The organism is Pseudomonas vranovensis DSM 16006, assembly GCF_000425805.1.
In the GTDB taxonomy this organism is placed as follows: Bacteria; Pseudomonadota; Gammaproteobacteria; order Pseudomonadales; family Pseudomonadaceae; genus Aquipseudomonas; species Aquipseudomonas vranovensis.
Genome location: NZ_AUED01000004.1, coordinates 1 through 17,858, shown reverse-complemented (window position 1 = coordinate 17,858; position 17,858 = coordinate 1). Strand labels below are relative to the sequence as shown.

15 protein-coding genes and 1 pseudogene are annotated in these 17,858 nt (G+C 63.2%); 7 read left to right on the top strand and 9 right to left on the bottom strand.

Translation table 11 applies throughout. The annotated features are described in order from the left end of the window. Nucleotides 1-6 precede the first annotated feature (6 nt). Genes H621_RS0109775 through H621_RS0109765 form a run of 3 tightly spaced genes read right to left on the bottom strand, consistent with a single transcriptional unit; the run spans nucleotide 7 to nucleotide 3,906 of the window. On the bottom strand, nucleotides 7-207 hold the full coding sequence (locus tag H621_RS0109775) for a DUF1656 domain-containing protein (protein ID WP_028943216.1): 201 nt from the start codon (nucleotides 205-207) through the stop codon (nucleotides 7-9). Then, entirely contained in the window at nucleotides 197-2,383 is a 2,187-nt protein-coding gene (locus H621_RS0109770) for an FUSC family protein (protein WP_028943215.1), read from the bottom strand. The genes H621_RS0109775 and H621_RS0109770 overlap by 11 nt, the downstream gene beginning before the upstream one ends. Next, nucleotides 2,380-3,906 carry an efflux transporter outer membrane subunit gene (locus tag H621_RS0109765; RefSeq protein ID WP_028943214.1) on the bottom strand — a complete coding sequence of 509 codons (1,527 nt, stop codon included), beginning with the start codon at nucleotides 3,904-3,906 and terminating at the stop codon, nucleotides 2,380-2,382. The genes H621_RS0109770 and H621_RS0109765 overlap by 4 nt, the downstream gene beginning before the upstream one ends. 186 nt (nucleotides 3,907-4,092) lie before the next feature. On the opposite strand from H621_RS0109765, the gene H621_RS0109760 reads away from it, so the two are divergent. Both H621_RS0109760 and H621_RS0109755 read left to right on the top strand, forming a co-directional pair. Further along, nucleotides 4,093-5,040, top strand: coding sequence for a LysR family transcriptional regulator (locus H621_RS0109760; protein ID WP_028943213.1), 948 nt, complete (start codon nucleotides 4,093-4,095; stop codon nucleotides 5,038-5,040). Nucleotides 5,041-5,113: 73 nt separating this feature from the next. Next, nucleotides 5,114-6,085, top strand: coding sequence for a 2-hydroxyacid dehydrogenase (locus tag H621_RS0109755; protein ID WP_028943212.1), 972 nt, complete (start codon nucleotides 5,114-5,116; stop codon nucleotides 6,083-6,085). A gap of 192 nt (nucleotides 6,086-6,277) precedes the next feature. Here the strand turns inward: H621_RS0109755 and H621_RS0109750 are convergent, their stop codons facing one another. Further along, entirely contained in the window at nucleotides 6,278-7,201 is a 924-nt protein-coding gene (locus tag H621_RS0109750) for a DMT family transporter (protein ID WP_028943211.1), read from the bottom strand. Between the two features lie 136 nt (nucleotides 7,202-7,337). On the opposite strand from H621_RS0109750, the gene H621_RS0109745 reads away from it, so the two are divergent. After that, nucleotides 7,338-8,213, top strand: coding sequence for a helix-turn-helix domain-containing protein (locus H621_RS0109745; protein ID WP_028943210.1), 876 nt, complete (start codon nucleotides 7,338-7,340; stop codon nucleotides 8,211-8,213). Here H621_RS0109745 and H621_RS0109740 read toward each other — a convergent pair. The 4 genes from H621_RS0109740 to H621_RS0109725 all read right to left on the bottom strand — a co-directional run bounded on the left by H621_RS0109740 (nucleotide 8,203) and on the right by H621_RS0109725 (nucleotide 12,460). Next, nucleotides 8,203-8,532: a DUF3325 domain-containing protein gene (locus tag H621_RS0109740; RefSeq protein ID WP_028943209.1), complete on the bottom strand. Its 330-nt coding sequence runs from the start codon at nucleotides 8,530-8,532 to the stop codon at nucleotides 8,203-8,205. The genes H621_RS0109745 and H621_RS0109740 overlap by 11 nt on opposite strands. Further along, entirely contained in the window at nucleotides 8,532-10,115 is a 1,584-nt protein-coding gene (locus H621_RS0109735; protein ID WP_028943208.1) for a PepSY-associated TM helix domain-containing protein, read from the bottom strand. Before H621_RS0109735 ends, H621_RS0109740 begins: the two co-directional genes overlap by 1 nt. After that, nucleotides 10,115-10,417, bottom strand: a complete 303-nt coding sequence (locus tag H621_RS0109730; protein WP_028943207.1) for a DUF3649 domain-containing protein — start codon at nucleotides 10,415-10,417, stop codon at nucleotides 10,115-10,117. The genes H621_RS0109735 and H621_RS0109730 overlap by 1 nt, the downstream gene beginning before the upstream one ends. A 75-nt stretch (nucleotides 10,418-10,492) precedes the next feature. Then, nucleotides 10,493-12,460 carry a ligand-gated channel protein gene (locus H621_RS0109725; RefSeq protein ID WP_028943206.1) on the bottom strand — a complete coding sequence of 656 codons (1,968 nt, stop codon included), beginning with the start codon at nucleotides 12,458-12,460 and terminating at the stop codon, nucleotides 10,493-10,495. A gap of 216 nt (nucleotides 12,461-12,676) precedes the next feature. Here H621_RS0109725 and H621_RS0109720 point away from each other — a divergent pair, with 216 nt between their 5' ends. The 4 genes from H621_RS0109720 (at nucleotide 12,677) to H621_RS0109705 (ending at nucleotide 17,111) form a co-directional block, all read left to right on the top strand. Beyond that, the gene (locus H621_RS0109720) at nucleotides 12,677-13,174 is read left to right on the top strand and encodes a sigma-70 family RNA polymerase sigma factor (protein WP_028943205.1); all 498 of its coding nucleotides are present in this window, start codon (nucleotides 12,677-12,679) and stop codon (nucleotides 13,172-13,174) included. Then, complete coding sequence (locus H621_RS0109715; RefSeq protein ID WP_028943204.1) at nucleotides 13,171-14,100, top strand: DUF4880 domain-containing protein; 930 nt, start codon at nucleotides 13,171-13,173, stop codon at nucleotides 14,098-14,100. The genes H621_RS0109720 and H621_RS0109715 overlap by 4 nt, the downstream gene beginning before the upstream one ends. An 87-nt stretch (nucleotides 14,101-14,187) precedes the next feature. After that, nucleotides 14,188-16,527, top strand: a complete 2,340-nt coding sequence (gene fecA, locus H621_RS0109710) for a TonB-dependent Fe(3+) dicitrate receptor FecA (protein WP_028943203.1) — start codon at nucleotides 14,188-14,190, stop codon at nucleotides 16,525-16,527. 176 nt (nucleotides 16,528-16,703) lie between these two features. Then, nucleotides 16,704-17,111 carry an HPF/RaiA family ribosome-associated protein gene (locus H621_RS0109705; RefSeq protein ID WP_028943202.1) on the top strand — a complete coding sequence of 136 codons (408 nt, stop codon included), beginning with the start codon at nucleotides 16,704-16,706 and terminating at the stop codon, nucleotides 17,109-17,111. Between the two features lie 379 nt (nucleotides 17,112-17,490). Here the strand turns inward: H621_RS0109705 and H621_RS27740 are convergent. After that, nucleotides 17,491-17,858, bottom strand: a pseudogene (locus H621_RS27740) (hypothetical protein); the annotation flags it as partial.

Here is a 17,858-nt window from a genome sequence, read left to right as displayed (position 1 = left end):
GGGGTCTCAACGGTAGAGAGTCAGGGCCATGGAACCGAACAGGCAGATAAACAGGCACAGGCGCAGCAGCGCCGGGTGCCAGAAAAAGCGGTAGCCATCGTGGCTGGCGATGAAGCGGTCCAGCCCCCAGGCAAGCCCGGCGGCGAACAGGAACATCAAGGTCATGGTGGGCATGTACACGCCATGGAAGGCGATTTCACGGGGCATGGTGCAGTCCTTGGGCCGGGGCCAGGGCGGCCAGCGGCGACTGGGGGTCGAGCAGCGAGGTGCGGATGAAGTGCAGATAGCTCTGCACCCGGCGCAGGGCCGAGGTGTCGAAGTGGCGGGCAAAGGGTTCGTCGGTGGCCTGCACGCGGCTGATGGCATGGTCCACCGCCACCAGCGCACGCTCGTGGTTGCTCGCGCTCGGTTGCATGAACAACCGCGCCAGCGCACGGCCCATCACCCGGATGGCCTGGCGCCAGGGTTGCGACTCGGCATAGCACGGGTGTACCGGCAGGATCGCCTGCTCCTTGCGCAGCTCGATGATCGCGTGGCCCACCTCCAGCACCAGGAACATCCAGCGCAGCAGGTTGCTCTGCACCTGTGGCTTGCCGGCCGCCAGGCCATAGGCCTGGTGCAGCAGGTCGCGGGTGCGGCTTTCAAAACCCGAGCCCAGGCCGCGCAAGCGACCGCTGATGGCGAACAGGACCTGGCCGCGCAAGTCGCGCTCCAGGCGGCTCCACAACCAGCGGCTGTTGGGTGGCAGGATGATTGCCCCGGCCGCGGCGCACACCAGCATGCCGATGACCATGGCGATGTAATCGTTGATGAAGTTGTAGGGGTTGTAGATGGTCAGGTTGTCGGGCACCGATCCGGTGGCAAAGAAAATCAGCAACCCCAGGCCGTAGCCGGCATAAGCCGGGCGCGAGGCCAGGAAGGCGCCGAACACGAACACCGGCGCCAGCACCAGGCAAAGCAAGGGGAAGCCGTCGATCCAGGGGAACACGAAGAAGGTTTCGAAGAAGCCCACGAAAGCGCCGAACAAGGTGCCACAGGCCATCTGGAACGACATGCGTTTGGGGTTGGGCGTAGCGGCCGACAAGCCCACGGTGGCGGCGGCGATCAGGGTCATCATCGCCCCGCTCGGCCACGCCGTGGCGATCCAGAAGCTGCCCAGCACCAACAGGATGAAAGCAGCACGCACACCGGCGGCCAGCGATACCATCCAGTTGGTCTGCGCCACATAGGGCTCGTCCCACTGTTCGCGGGCATGGTTGTGCTCGGTCAGCGAAGCGTGAGTCTGGGCGTAGTTGTGCATGTCGTCGACAAAGCGATAGAGCAGCTCGTAGGCGGTGTGAAAATCCAGCAGCTCGGCATCGCTCGGCCCGGTTTCGACATAGGCCGCACGCAAGCTGCGCACTCGCTCCGGCAGGCCCTCCTTGTAGGCCGCCAGTTCCTCGGCCAGGCGCATCGCATCGGCGTCGGTCAGGGCGCGGCCGGCATAGGCGTCGAGCAGTTCGGCCAGGGCCGAAAGGCCAGGCTCGATGGCGGTGACGATCTGCAACGGCCCTCGTGAACGCAGGCGCTCAAGCAACTGGTGCAAGGCGTTGAAGCGTGTGGTGATGGCCATGAACTCGCTGTTCATGCGTCCCAGCCGGCCATTGCGCCGGCGCATGTGCGGGTCTTCGAAGGCGGTGACGTTACGCAGGCTTTCCAGGCCCACCGCCTCGGCCACGAAGCGAACGTTGCTGCTCTCGAAGCGATCGCGCTGGCTGTCGCCGCGCAAGCCTTCGGCAACAAATCCTGCGAACACACCAAAGCGCTGGTACAGGGCATTGCGCATGGCCGCGCTGGCCGACTGCGGCAGGATCGCAGCACTGACCAGGGTCGAGACAAGGATACCCAGGGAGATTTCCAGCACCCGCCACACGGCGGCCATGAACGCCCCGTCCGGGTGTTCCAGTGCAGGCAAGCCGACCATGGCCGCGGTGTACCCGGCCAGCACGAAACCATAGGCACGAAAGGTGCGGTAGCGCATGGCGCCGGCCGAGCACAGGCCTACCCACAGCGCCAGGCTGGGCAAGAACAGCTCGGTGTTCTGCGGAAACAGGGCGATCAGCGCCACCATCATCGACGAGCCGGCCAGGGTGCCCAGCAGCCGCCAGAAGCTCTTGGCGAACACATGCCCACTCTGCGGCTGCATCACGATGAACACGGTGATCATCGCCGTGCGCGGCTGCGGCAGCTCCAGGCGCATGGCCAGCCACAAGGTGAGGAACGCCGCGCTCAGCACCTTGAAGATGTACACCCAGGTGACCCCGTCGGTGCGCGCCCATTCGAAGAATCCGCGGCGCCACTCAAGGCTGGCCAGCCAACGAAACGGCAGGGTCATGGCGCTCATTCGGCGTGGCCTGGTTTGTCGAAGATCGCCAGGGTGGCGGGTGTTGCGGGCGCGGCCTGCTGGTCTTCATCCGGCGCATCGCTGCCAGCACCCAGCCCACCGCCCAGTGCAGTGACCAGCTCGGCATGGGCGGTCAGGCGCGCGGCCTGGACTTGCTGCTGGATCTGCTGCTGGCGGAACAACAGGGTCTGGGCATTCAGTACATTGAGGTAGTCAGTCAGGCCGCGCTGGAAGGCAATCATGGCGATGTCGTAGGTCTTCTGCGCCGAGGCAACCGACTCGGCAGCAAAGTGTTGCTGCTCGTTCATCGATTCGCGGCGGATCAACTGATCGGAAATGCCTTTGAGCGCCTCGACCACCGTCTGGTTGTAGCGTGCCACAGCGATGTCATAGCCCGCCGACGCCACGCCCAACTGCGAGCGCAAGCGACCACCGTCGAACACCGGCAGGCTGATCGCCGGCCCAACGTTGTAGTTGAACTTGCGCCCGGTCAAAAACTCCAGTGGCCCACCGCCGGTGGCCATGAAGCCAAGCCCGCCGACCAGGTCGACATTGGGGAAGAAACCGGCATGGGCCACATCGATACCGCGTGCCTGCGCCGCCACCTGCCAGCGGCTGGCGACCACGTCAGGGCGTTGGCCGACCAACTCGGCGGGCAAGGCCGACGGCAGTTTCAGCGGCGCTCCCAGGGTCAGGCTTGGCCGCTGCAGTTGCGCGCCCTCCCCCGGGCCCTTGCCGGCCAGTGCAGCCAGTTGGTTGCGCGCCAGGGCTATTTCTTCGTTGAGGGCATCGAGTTGGCGATGGGTTTCCGGCAGCGGCGTCTGGGCCTGGCTGACTTCAAAATGAGTACCGATGCCACCGGCCAGGCGCCGTTCGGCCAGGGCGAGGATCTGCTCCTGCTGCTCAAGCTCGGCCTTGACGATGTCGCGCTGGGCAAAGTGCAGGGAGAGCTGGATGTACACCTTGACGATATTGTTCTGCAGTTCCAGCTGGGCCTGGCGCAACTGCGCGGCGCTCATGTGGGCCATGTCCACGGCCTGTTCGCTGGCGTTGCGCTCGCGGCCCCAGAGGTCCAGCGCATAGCTGAAACCAAGCGCCGCGTTGTTGTCCCAGGTGTTGGCACCCGACAGCGCGCCGGGACCGTAGAACTGGTCTTCGGGCCAATTGTGGCGCTTGAGGGTGGCGTCGCCGTTGACCTGGAGCTTTTCCGCCGACTCGACCACCCCGGCCATGGCCTTGGCCTCGCGCACCCGGGCAGCGGCCATGGCAATGTTCGGGCTGCCCTGCACGGCCAGGGCGATCCAGCGGTCGAGTTGTGGATCGCCATAGGCGCGCCACCACTGCTGGTCGGGCCAGTGAGCATCACGGGCGGCCTCGCGGATCGCCTCATCGGTGGTCAGGGTATTGGCTTGCAGCGTCTTGCTTTGCGGGGCGATGCCCCAAGTTCCGATACAGCCGCTCAAGGTCAAGCTAAGGGCACAGGCACTGAGCGCATTGAGCGCTCTGATGATGCGACGCGGCACAGCTGCAAATTCCCGACATAGAAGTGGATGACGCTAGGAGAACGCAATTCTAGGGGGCGGCTGCACTGGCGATAAGCGTGTATTACTGCGAATCTTTGTTACGAAAACAGCGATAATCCGGCTTTAGTCTGAAGACCGACACTGTTACTTCATGTCACAATTTGTCGTCTACTTTGAGAGCGACCCATGGACACCCTGCAAAACATGCGTGCTTTTAGTTGTGTGGCGCAAGTCGGCAGCTTCACTGCCGCAGCCGTGCAATTGGATACGACCACCGCCAACGTCTCGCGGGCGGTCTCCAATCTTGAAGCCCATCTGCAAACCCGCCTGCTCAACCGCACCACCCGCCGTATCGCCCTGACCGAAGCTGGCAAGCGCTACCTGATGCGCTGCGAACAAATCCTGACCTATGTCGAAGAAGCCGAAGCCGAGGCCAGCGACGCCCATGCCCGCCCGGCCGGGCAGCTGAAAGTGCATTCGATGACCGGTGTCGGCCAGCATTTCGTCATCGATGCCATTGCCCGCTACCGCGAAACCCACCCGGACGTGACCTTCGACCTGACCATGGCCAACCGCGTGCCGGACCTGCTCGACGAAGGCTATGACGTGTCCATCGTACTGGCCAGCGAACTGCCGGATTCGGGCTTTGTGTCCCAGCGCCTGGGCATCACCTACAGCATCGTCTGCGCATCGCCCGATTACGTGAGCCGTCACGGTATCGCGCAAAAGCCCAGCGACCTGCTCCAGCATGCCTGCCTGCGCATGGTCAGCCCGGTGATCCCGCTGGAGAAATGGCTGTTCGACGGTCCCGAAGGCCAGGAAGTGGTCAACATTACCCAGGCGCCGTTCCAGGTGAACTCCGCCGATGCAATGAAAACCGCGATCCGCAGTGGCATGGGCGTTGGCGTACTGCCGATCTATTCGGCCATAGAAGGCCTGCGTGATGGTTCGCTAGTACGGGTGATGCCCGAGTACCGCCTGCAGGAGCTGAACCTGTACGCGATCTACCCCTCGCGCCAGTACCTGGATGCCAAGATCAAGACCTGGGTCGAATACTTGCGCAACTCATTGCCGGAAATCCTCGCGGCCCACGAAGCCGACCTCAAGACCCACGAGCTGCTGGTCGCCAACTGAAATCTTGCTGCACAGGGGCGGTGGAGAATGATAGCGTGCTACCCATTCTCCACCGCCCGCAGAGATTTTGCCGATGAAAAAGACCGTCCTTGCCTTCAGCCGCATCACCCCGGCGATGGTCGAGCGCTTGCAGCAAGACTTCAACGTGATCGTGCCCAACCCCAAGCAGGGTGACATCAGCGCCCAGTTCAACGAGGCACTGCCCGAGGCGCACGGCCTGATCGGCGTGGGCCGCAAGCTCGGTGAGGCACAACTGGCCAATGCCACCAGGCTTGAAGTGGTGTCCAGTGTTTCGGTGGGCTACGACAACTACGATCTGAACTACTTCAACGCGCGTGGCATCGCCCTGACCAACACCCCGGATGTGCTGACTGAAAGCACCGCCGACCTGGGCTTTGCCCTGCTCATGGGCAGCGCTCGCCGAGTGGCCGAACTCGATGCCTGGACCAAGGCTGGGCAATGGCAGGCGACCGTGGGGCCGGCGCAGTTTGGTAGCGATGTGCATGGCAAGACCCTGGGCATTGTGGGCCTTGGCAACATCGGTGCGGCGATTGCCCGGCGTGGCCGCTTTGGTTTCAACATGCCGATCATCTACAGCGGTAACTCGCGCAAGCCTGTCCTGGAGCAAGAACTGGGCGCCCAGTTCCGCAGCCTCGACGCGCTGTTGGCCGAAGCCGACTTCGTCTGCCTGGTGGTGCCGCTCGGCGCGCAGACCAAACACCTGATCAGCACCCGCGAACTGCAACTGATGAAGCCCAGCGCCTTCCTGATCAACGTCTCGCGCGGGCCGGTGGTGGATGAAGCGGCGCTGGTACAGGCCCTGCAGGCAGGCACTATCCGTGGGGCGGGGCTTGATGTGTACGAGAAAGAGCCGCTGGCCGAATCGCCGCTGTTCCAGCTGCCCAATGCCCTGACCCTGCCGCATGTCGGTTCGGCCACTGCCGAAACTCGCGAAGCCATGGCCAACCGCGCGATCGACAACCTGCGCAGTGCATTGCGGGGTGAGCGTCCGCGGGACCTGGTGAATCCGCAGGTGTGGAAGTAAGCGCGAAACTGCTCGCGGGGCAGGTACACACACAATCTGTGGGAGCGGGCTTGCCCCGCGATGGCCAGTGCAGCAGCACATTCGGTATCGCCTGAATTACGGCCGCTGCGCGGCCGATCGCGGATGACTCCGCTCTCTCAGAAATCGCGCAGACACCGCCACGCAGCGGGCGGTGACTCAGCGCCCTGTTCACTATCGCGGGGCAAGTCGAGACGTCGCGCCGCCGCTGCTACCGGTTGGAGCAGGCTGCGGTGCCTTGCGAAACACCAGCACATTCCCCAGCATCACCAGCACCAACCCCGCCAGCGCTGGCGCAGTCCATTGATAGCCCTCATAGAACGCCGACACGTTCAACGCCACCAGCGGGAACAGCACCGTGCAATATGCCGCTCGCTCCGGCCCCATGCGCCCGACCAGTGTCAGGTAGGCCGTAAAGCCGATCACCGATCCCGGAATCACCAGGTACAACAGCGAGCCGATGTAGCGCGTATTCCACTCCATGTTGAAAGGAATTCCGCTGACCAGGCAGTACACCCCGAGCATCATCGCGCCATAGAGCATGCCCCAGGCATTGGTAGTCATCGGCTTGAGTCCGGCCTTCTGCTGCAGGCTCGACAACAGGTTGCCCGCCGAGAAACACAAGGTGCCCAGCAGCGCCAACCCCAACCCGATCATGGTCTCGCGGCTGGCCGCATGCCCAGCCAGTTCCGGCCAGAACAGCAGGCCCAGCCCTGCCAGACCCAAGGCCCCACCGGCGAGCACATTGGCGGCGATCTTCTGGCCGAAGAACACGCGGGCATTGAGTGCGTTCCACAGCGTAGCCGTAGAAAAAACCACGGCGATCAAGCCACTGGGTATCCATTGGCTGGCGGTGAGAAAACACATGAAGTTGACGCAGAACAGGCACAAGCCCTGGGCCAGGCAGATGCCGTGACCACGCCGGTTCATTGGCTGCAGGCGGCGGCTGAGCAAGAGAATGGCGAACAGGATCAACCCGGCCAGGGCAAAGCGGTAGACGATCGAAACGGGGATGGCGACCACGCCCAATTGCAGCTTCAGGGCGATCCAGGTGGTGCCCCAGATCAATACAGTGAGCAGGTACAACGACAGGTTCATGGCAAGGCTCCTCCGGCTTGAAGCTCAGTGTCGGCCTCACCACTCCCTGCCCGCTTGCACAAACTTGCGCTTTTGCGTCGCCACCTGCTGCCAGGATAAAAGCCCCGGAGTAGGATGGGCCCACGAGGTAGAACCCATGACGCCCCTGAACCAACTGCACGTTTTCAATGCCATGCATTCATCACCCCACGCGCGCCTGGAGCACAGCGCGCACCTCGGTGATGGCCTGGCTGCAGCCCTGTGGCACAACCGTGACGATGCCCGCGACTACCAGGCGCCCAGTCACCATACCCTCTCCTGCTACATCGCCGACGGCACCGGCACCTTCCGCCGCCAGCGCCCTGCCGACAAGGGCGCGCCGAACAAGCTGTGCATCATGCCCGCCGGCCACGAATCCAACTGGGTGGTCAACGGCCCGATCCGCCTGGCGCACCTGTACATCAGCGAAGAACAGTTCGCCCTGGGCTGCATCCGCCTGCTCGACCGCGAACCGCGGGAAATGCAGCTGCAGGAGGCAACCTTTCTGGATGACCCTCAACAGGCGCTGCGCTTTCGCCAATTGATCAGCCTGGACTGGGACGAGCCTGGCGAGCGCTTGCTGGCCAGCAGCCTGGCCCATGGTATCGTCGACCATGCCGTACTCTGCCAGGCCGGCCTGCGCCAGGGCCTGCGCCTCAAGGGGGGGCTGGCACCGCACCAGCGTCGGCAACTGATCGACTACATCGAATCGCACCTGGACCAGGCCATCACCCTCGGTGAGCTGGCCGGGCGCTGCAACCTCTCCGAATACCATTTCGCCCGCATGTTCCGTGAGAGCTTCGGCCTGCCGCCGCACCAGTACGTGTTGGCCCGTCGCCTGCAACTGGCCTGCCGGTTGCTGCGCCTGGGCGACCTGCCACTGGGCCAGGTTGCCCTGCAGTGCGGCTTTGCCAGCGCCAGCCACTTCAGCAACCGCTTCCGCCAGGCGCTGGGAGCAACGCCCGGGGACTACCGGGCGGCGTTCAGGCGCTAGGCAACACTACCAGTACCGGCCCGAGCACCAGGCTGATCGCCAGCGCACCGAGCAACAGGCGTGGCTTGTACGGCAGCAGGAACACCCACAGGGTGACACCCGCCATCAACACCGCAAACAGCTCGACCAGGCCCATGGCCCAGCCGCTGTGATTCACTGCCAGCCACAGCGCCACCAGCAGCAACAGCCAGCCACCGATGCGCAGGCTGCGCAAGCGCGCCGCCGATGGCGCAGCGTTGAGCAGGTCCTTGTGGTGCTTCTCCATCGACAGGCAGAGGATGGCGAAACCGGCAAAGCCGAACAGAGCAACGGCCAGCATCAGTTCACCTCGCTTTCGATCAGGTTGGCGCTGGCTGCTTTCGCAGCCTTCGGTGCGCGCTTGGCCGCTACCGCAGGCGGGCGCCACATCTTCATGGCCGCCCAGGCCAGGAACAGGCCACTGCCCAGTGCAGTGAGGTCAACGCCGGCCGTGGCCCAGTCGCCCGCCGAAATCGAATGCACCAGGCCCTGGCCGGTGGTCAGCTGATTGAGCAGCGGCAAGCCGCCGTACAGCAGCGCCGCCAGCCCCAGTTGCTCCGCCCAGGCGCGACGCCCCGGCCGCAACATGGCGTGCAGTACCGACAATCCCCAGAGCAGGAAGAAGCTGTTGACCTCCCACCCTGCCCGGCCCTCAAGCCCGACCGGCAACAAGCGGTTGGCCCAGAAAAACGCTGCCACGCCGAGCAGCAGGCCGCTCATACTGGCGATGTTCAGTACCTCTACCAGGCGCAACTCGACGGGCTGGCTGCCGCTCTTGGCATGCTTGAGCTGACGCTTGCCCAGCCACAGCACCAGGCCCGTGCCGATCACGGCAGTGCCCGCAAGGCCGAAGAAGAAGTACAGCCAGCGCAGCCAGGGTCCGGCAAACACGCCCAGGTGCAAGCCATACATGCCGCCGGAAATCAGCATCGGCGTGGCTTCGATCTTGCTTGCGCCCTGCAGCTCACCGTTGACCCCGTCATAGGTCCAGCCGCCACCGCGCATATGGGCAATGCGGTCACCGGCGTGCCGGGTGAAACGCACCCGGGCATTCTGATCGCCAGGGTTCTGCACCTCGATCCAGCCCAGGCGAGTGCCCGGCGCTTGCTCCTGAACCTTCTCGTACAGCGTCGGCAACGGCAGCAACGCCGCAGCAACACCGGTTGCCTTGGCCTCGCGCGGCGCGCCGAAGAGGTCATTGAAAAAGCCACGGGTGTTGTCGCCATAACTGGCGATGATGCTCGCCGGCATCACCATCGACATGAAGATCACCAGGCTGCTGTAGCTGATCATCAGGTGGAACGGCAGCACCAGCACACCAATCGCGTTGTGGCCGTCGAGCCAGGAGCGCTGGCCCTTGCCGGGACGGAAGGTGAAGAACTCCTTGAAGATCTTCTTGTGGGTAATGATGCCGGTCACCAGCCCCAGCAACATGATGAAGGCGGCGAACGTCGACAGCCAGCGCCCCCACGGATGCGGCATCTCCAGCTGGAAATGGAAGCGGTAGAAGAAGTCGCCGCCACGGGTTTCACGCGCCCGCACTTCCTCGCCAGTGGCGGGGTCCAGGGTCTTGTCGATAAAGCCGCGTCGCCCGGCGCCTTCGGCACGCCAGCCAACGCTCAGGGCAGGCTCGCGCGCCTCGGGCAGGCGGATGAACCAGCTGCCGGCGTTGGGTGCATGCGCCTGCAGATAGGTCTGGGCCAACGCCAGGCTGGCTGTCGGGTCCAGCGCCCGGGTCGGCACCTCGGGCTGGGCCCAGTGTGTGATCTCTTCCTTGAAGTACGACAGGGTCCCGGTGAGAAAAATCGCGAACAGCAACCAGCCGAATATCAGACCGGTCCAGGTGTGCAGCCAGGCCATGGCCTGGCGAAATCCCTCTTTCATCAGCTTTTCACCCAATAGGCCAGGCCATTGATCGCGCCCAGCACAAGGCTTGGCAACAACACCCCAAGCCAGGCCTGCCACGCACTGCGGCTGGCAAAACACCAGAGGAAGGCCACCAGGTAGAACAGGAACGACAGCATCATGCCGCTGATCACTGCTTCAGCCTTGGGCATCGGCGCCAGCAGGCTGATGCACACGCTGGACATCGACGCCAGCAGGTAACCGCCAAATACGGCGGCCAGGCAACGCGACGTCACAGCCAGGCGATAACTGAGGGGCAGCCCGGCGGCTTTGCTTTTCATGGCATCCATTCCTTGTGAAGAGTCGCCAATAGTAATGATTTATATTCTCATAGGCAAAGCCGAGGGCGCCCAGCCTTAGAACGACAGGTCGACACCCACGGTGTAGCGACGGCCATCGAGCACGGTCTGGAAGTTCTCGTAGTCCACTTCCTTGTTGAACACGTTGTACACACCGGCCAGCAACTTGAGGTTCTTGGTCACCCGGTAGGTGCCGCCCAGGTCGACGAAGGTGTAGGACGGCGTGCCATCAGACATGGTGGTGCGGCCCAGGTAGTCTGAGGTGCGGCTGCGGTAGTTCATCCGCGCCCAGGTGCCCAGCTGATCGGTGGTCTGCCAGTCCAGGGTGGCGTTGAACATGTGGCGTGGCATCTGGTTCAGGGCCTTGCCCTTCTGCGGGCCACTCTTCTGCTCGGAGTCGGTGAAGGTGTAGTTGGTGGCCAGCGACAGGCTCTGGGTGATGTCCCAGTCCAGGGTCGCTTCGATACCGCGCATTTGCGCTTCATCGACGTTCACGCGGTCGCTGATGAACTTGTACGAGGTGCCGCCGATCTGGCACTGGCCCGACGCATTGCCGGTGCTGTCGGTGCAGCGGCGCTGTTCAGTGATCTTGTCCTTGAAGTCGGTGTTGAACACGGTAAGGCCGGTGGAGAAACCTTCCAGGTTGTCCCAGATCACGCCGATTTCCTGGCTCAGGCTCTCTTCGGGCTTGAGGTTGGAGTTGCCAACGATGATTGCCGGGTCGCCACCGCCGCCAGTGATCTGGCCCCAGTCATCGACCGCTGCGCGGATATCCGGCGAGCGATAACCGCTGGACACACCGCCCTTGACGGTCCAGTGCTCGGTAGGGTGATAAACCCCGTACAGACGCGGCGACCAGTGCGTGCCGTAGTTCTCGTCGCGGTCCATGCGCAGGCCGCCGGTCAGGGCGAAGTCATCGGTCAGGCGCCACTCGTCTTCGGCGAACAGGGCCCACGACCAACGCGTCAACTGGTTCACACTGGAGGCCGACGCCAGCTGGTTGCCTTCATCCGTCAGGTCTTCGTACTTGTACTGGCCACCGAAGGTGGTGATGTGCGATTCGCTGAAGTAAGAGACCTGGGAGTTGAGGACCGTGTTCTCCAGCTCCATGCGCCGGCCCGGGTTCTCGATTTTCTCGCGCTGCAGGTAGCTTTCACTGGTCAGGCTGTCCCAGCGGCCGGAGTGGGTGATCGAGAAGTTGGTGCGGTCGTAATCGTTTTCGCTGTCGGAAGAGCGCGCCGAGCGACCCACGGTAGCGTTGCGCTCCTGCTCGGACTTGCCCGCTTCCAGGGTGATGTCGTTGTGTTCGTCCGGGGTGAACGAGAGCTTGGCGGTGGCGCTGTCGGTACTCTGCTCGTTGAAGCCGTTGACGATGTGGTCTTCATCGCGATGGGAGGTCAGACCGTACAGCTGCAAGCCCACCAGCCCTTCAACCAGGGGCCCGGAAAGAAACGCACTGGTGGTGTTGTAGTCACCCGAGTCGGAGCGGTCCTGGAAGGTCGCTTCGCTGCGCAGGCCGCCATACCAGGTCGGTGTCACTTTGCGGGTGATGATGTTGATCACCCCCCCCATGGCGTCGGAGCCATACAGCGACGACATCGGGCCACGCACCACTTCGATCCGCTCGATGGCTTCAAGCGGCGGCATCCAGCCTTGCTCGATACCGGCACCGTCGCTGTTGGGACGGGTGGCCCGCGAGTCCTGGCGCTTGCCGTCGACCAGCATCAGCGTGTACTTGGACGCCATGCCGCGAATGCTGATGTCACTGGAGCTGGCGCCGCCGGTGACGACCACGCCGGGCACATCGCGCAGGGCGTCTGTGACATCACGGTAGGACTTGTTCTCGATCTGCTCGCGGGTAATCACCGAAATCGACGCCGGCGCATCCTTGATCTGCTGGGAGAAACCCGAGGCGGTCACCACCACGTTGTCCAGTTCCAGCGATTTGGCTTCGGCGCTGGCCTGGGCGGTGTACAGCGAGCAAATGGTGAGCGCAAGGCACGACTTGGTGAAAAACGGGGACACGAGGACCTCTCCCTGAGAACTGTAAAGATTGAGTAAATGCGTTCAAGGCGCGAATGCTAGAGATTCTCAATTGAGAGTAAAGCGTATTTACGATATTTACATTTTGCCGCGTCCGCGCTCGCCATCAGTCAGCGCCTGATTGCCGAGCACACTGCACCCCTCTACAATGCGAACAATTCTTATTCTGCTGCGCAGCTTGGCGCCGGAGTGTTCACGGTGCCCAGTGCGTCCTCCCCTTCTTCGCTCGAAGGCCTCTACCACGCCCATCACAACTGGCTGACCGGCTGGCTGCGCCGACGCCTGGGCTGCCCGGACAACGCGGCCGACCTTGCCCAGGACACCTTCATGCGCCTGTTGCAGGCCCGCGATACGCCGGCGCTCAACGAGCCACGGGCGTTCCTCACCACCGTGGCCAAGCGCGTGCTGTTCAATCACTACCGGCGCCAGGACCTGGAGCGTGCCTACCTTCAGGCACTGGCGCAGTTGCCGGAAGAACTGGCGCCGTCGGAGGAGCACCGGGCAATCATCCTGGAAACCCTGCTGGAGCTTGATCGCTTGCTCGACGGCCTGGCACCGCTGGTCAAGCGCGCCTTCCTGCTGGCCCAGGTCGATGGCCTGAGCTACGGCGAAATCGCGGCGCAGCTGAACATCTCCCTGGCAACGGTCAAGCGCTACCTGAACAAGGCGGCCTTGCGCTGTTACTTCGCCCTATGAACACCGCTCACCAGGAATTTTCACCACAGGTGGCCGAGCAGGCCGTGCATTGGTTGATCGAACTGCAGGGCGGCGGGCTCGACCCACGCCAACAGCTGGCCATGCAGCAGTGGTTGCAGGCCCACGAGGAACATCGGCGGGCGTGGGAGCATATCCAGCGGGTCAACCAACGGCTGAGCGGATTATCCTCACCCTTGGCCCATGCCACGCTTTCGGCGCCCCGTTCGGCAAGCCGCCGCCGGGCACTCAAGACCTTGCTGGTTCTCGGCGTCGGGGGGGCTGCGGGGCTGAGCCAGCACAATCCAATGCCCGGCCTGCTTGCCGACTTTCACAGCCCGGTCGGCGAACGCCGCCGCCTGCAGCTCGACGATGGCAGCCAGTTGCACCTGAACACCCGCAGCAGCGCCGACGTGCGCTTCGACCGCCAGCAGCGCCTGGTACGCCTGCTGGAAGGTGAGCTGCAACTCACGGTAGCCAATGACGCCAGGCCCTTGCACCTGCGCACTGACTTCGGCCTGCTGCAGCTCGAGAGCGGGCGCTACAACCTGCGCCAATTCGAGCGCTACAGCCTGCTCGCGGTTCATCAGGGAAGCGCCAGCCTTGCCGGCAACTCACTGGCCGCCGGCCTGCAAGCCCGCTTCAACGGCCCGCAATGGCACGGCAACCAGGGGCTGGACCCCAATGCCGGCGCCTGGGTGGACGGCATGTTGGTGGCGGCGCACCTGCGCCTTGGCGACTTTCTCGGCGAGCTGAGCCGCTACCGACGCGGCCAGCTCAACTGCGCCCCGGAAGTGGCCGACCTGTTGATTTCCGGCAGCTATCCCCTGGCTGACAGCGAGCGGATTCTCGACCTGCTGGAGGTGACCTTGCCGGTGCGGGTCAAGCGCTTTAGCCGCTACTGGGTCTCGGTGGAAGCCCGCGCCTGAATTTTTCCATCGCCCTGAGCCGTTTTTGCATCTCGCGTGACAGAGAAGGCAGAACCCTTTGCTTTGACCTTCTCAAGGACCTCCTGCATGCCCCTTCGACCGAGTCCCCTCGCCCAGGCCCTTCGCGCATTGCTGTTCGGTGCCGGCCTGAGCGTCGCCGCCGTTCCGGCCCACGCCAACGAAGCCGCAGCGCGCACCTACCACATCGCACCGATGTCGCTGGAAAACGCCCTTAACCAATTCGGCCGGGAAAGTGGCGTGCTGATCTCGTTCGGCTCACAGGTCACCCACGGCATGCAAAGCCCAGGGCTGGAAGGCCACCACAGCCCGCAGCTGGCGCTGGACATCCTGCTCCGGGGCAGCGGCCTGCAGGCCCGCGCCGAAGGTGAAAACGCCTTCAGCCTGCAACCGGCGCCGGCAGTAAACGCACCGCTCCAGCTGGGCACCTCGACGGTAGTCGGTGACTGGCTGGGTGTTGCGCAGCAGGACAATGTCTTCGAACATCCTGGCGCGCGAGACGTCATTCGTCGCGAAGAATTCGAACGCCAGGGCGCCACCACCGCCCGCGAAGTGCTCAACCGCATTCCCGGCGTCAACGCACCGGAAAACAACGGCACAGGCAGCCACGACATGGCGCTGAACTTCGGTATCCGCGGCCTCAACCCGCGCCTGGCATCGCGTTCCACGGTGCTGATGGACGGCATTCCGGTGCCCTTCGCCCCTTACGGCCAACCGCAGCTGTCGTTCGCCCCGGTGACCATGGGCAACATGGATGCCGTGGACGTGGTGCGCGGTGGTGGTGCGGTGCGTTATGGCCCACAGAACGTCGGCGGCATCGTCAATTTCGTGACCCGGGCGATTCCCGATGAGCCGACGCTCAAGGCCGGCCTGCAGACCCAGACCAGCCCATCGTCCAGCCACGACGGCTTCAAGACCAGCGCCAACCTGCTCGCCGGTGGCACCAACGACAGCGGCCTGGGCGGCGCCCTGCTCTACTCCGGCACCCGTGGCGGCGACTGGCGCGAGCACAGCGACACCCGGATCGACGACCTGATCCTCAAGGGCAAGCTGCAGCTCGACGAGGCCAACAGCCTGCACGCCATGGCCCAATACTACGAGGGCGAGGCGCAGATGCCCGGCGGCCTGAGCGTGGCCGACTACGACGCCGACCCGTACCAGTCCACCCGCCTGCAGGACAAGTTCTGGGGCCGGCGCACGATGTTCAATTTCGGCTACGACTACAAAGAGGATGCCCGCCAGTTCAGCGTCAACAGCTTCTTCACCAAGACCCTGCGCAGCGGTTACCTGGACCAGGGCAGCTTCGTCTCGCTGTCGCCGCGCGAATACTGGGTACGCGGTATCGAAACCCGCTTCTCCCAGGGGTTTGCCTTGGGCGAAAGCTGGCACGAAGTGGGCGTGGGTTATCGCTACATCAACGAAGCCGGGCACGAGCTGCGCTACCGCGAGCCGATCAGCGCCAACGAGCTGCCCACCACCGCCAGCCGCAACGACCGCGATACCCGTGGCAGCACTGAAGCCCATGCGATATTCCTCGACGACCGTATCGACATCGGCCAGTGGACCATCACCCCGGGCATTCGCTACGAGATGATCGACTCCGAGCAGAGCAACAAACTCACCGGCCAGCGCTACCAGGGCGACTACAACACCGCCCTGCCAGCCTTGAACGTGATGTATCACCTGACCGACAGCTGGAACCTGTACGCCAACACCGAGGGCTCGTTCGGCAGCGTGCAGTACAGCCAGATGCCCAACCGGGTCACCAGTGGCGAGGTCAAACCGGAAAAGGCCCGCACCTGGGAGCTGGGTACCCGCTATGACGACGGCCTGTTGCAGGCTGAAATCGGCGCCTTCCTGATCAACTTCGACAACCAGTACGAAAGCAACCAGACCAACGATTCGGTGATCGCCCGCGGCGAAACCCGCCACCAGGGTATCGAGACCAGCATCAAGTACGCACTCGAAGGTTTGAACCCGGCGCTGGCAGGTTTTGATGTGTACGCCACCTACGCATTCGTTGACGCTAAAATCCGCGAAGACGGGCCGAACAAGGGCAATCGCGTGCCGTTCTCGTCACGTCACAAAGGCACCCTGGGCGTGGGCTACAGCGAAGGCCCGTGGCAGCTGAACCTAGACAGCACCTACCAGAGCGACCAGTTTGCCGACAACGCCAACACCTCCAGTGAAAGCGCCGATGGCAGCACCGGGCGCATCCCGGGCTACATGCTGTTCAGCAGCCGCGCGGGCTATGATTTTGGCCCGCAACTGTCGAACCTGAACGTCGCCGTGGGGGTGAAAAACATCTTCAATCACCCGTACTACACGCGCTCCTACGACGACAACAACAAGGGCAAGTACGTGGGTGAACCCCGTACGATATACCTGCAAACCTCCCTCGCGTTCTGATCCAGCGCATGCAAAAGCCCGGCCGATGCCGGGCTTTTGCTACAAGATATTTATCTTTGCAAAGGGGTTGAAAAGTTGCGCCAAGTGCCTGACCTTGTAGTCAAGAGGCGATGAGTTCCATCGGCCGCAACGGCCCATCGATTCTCTTGCGAGCTAGCTGAATAAGGGATTGAACTATGCAAATCCAAGTCAATAGCGACAACCATATTCAAGGCAACATTCGTCTGAACGAATGGGTCCGTAGCACACTGCAAAGCACGCTCGAACGTTATGAAGAAGACCTCACCCGCATCGAGGTCCACCTGCGCGACGAGAACGGCGACAAGCCAGGCCTGCATGACAAACGTTGCCAGATGGAGGCACGCCCAAAAGGCCATCAACCGATTTCCGTAACCCACAAGGCCGCTTCGCTGGACGATGCCGTAGACGGCGCCGCCACCAAGCTGAACAACGCCCTGGAACACTTCTACGGCAAACTGCGCAGCAAACGCGCCGTCACCCAGCAAAGCGCCAGCGACGGCAGCGCAGACGGGCTGCTGCAGGAAGAGTTCCTGGAGAATGAACAAGCCCGCAGCGTTGGCTGAATGACATACCGCAGACGGTAAAAAGGCGAGCCCGGTGGGCTCGCCTTTTTTATGCCCATCGCAAACCGGTAAGAGCGAGGTTGCCCCGCGAGAGGCCAATACATCCAAAAAATCTGGTGTTGCCTCGAATACGGCCTGTCGCAATGGCGCACACTGGAACACCAATCGGGCCGGTAAATGCTACCGCTGCACCGCAGACAAAACCGGCAACAAATTTCCCACTCGATGCACCGGCGGCGGCTCCTATCAATGAGCCCGAAAAGCTCCCCACCTCCGTAAATCGAACTCTTTTGCACGCCTCAGTTTCCCCAGCCCGACAAACCTCCTGCACCTTGAGTGCCGACGCCCCGCCACCCAACGCAATACCTACATAACCACCCTATTTAAGATACTTCGCCGTTTTCGCTACCTGCTCCAAATGCGTGGCATACCCCGGAATCTGCCCCGCTCCACCGGCACGGCTCCAGTGATGCCCCACGCTTTTGGTGGAAATGCCCAGGTCACGGCGCAACATTTCATAGCTCCCCAGATTCAGTTGCTTGTTGAGAAAGGCACTCTTCAACTGGGCATCAAGGGTCTTGTACAACTCACGACGCGCCGCAAAGAAATCCCGGCTGTTCAAATGACCGTGGAGACTGAACGAACGTTGATGCAATTCCTCCAGCGCACGCAAGGTACCTTCCACCTGCCTCAGTCCTTGACCCAGCATCACCGTGCTGACCCCCATCGACAGGCTCGCGCTCCCCA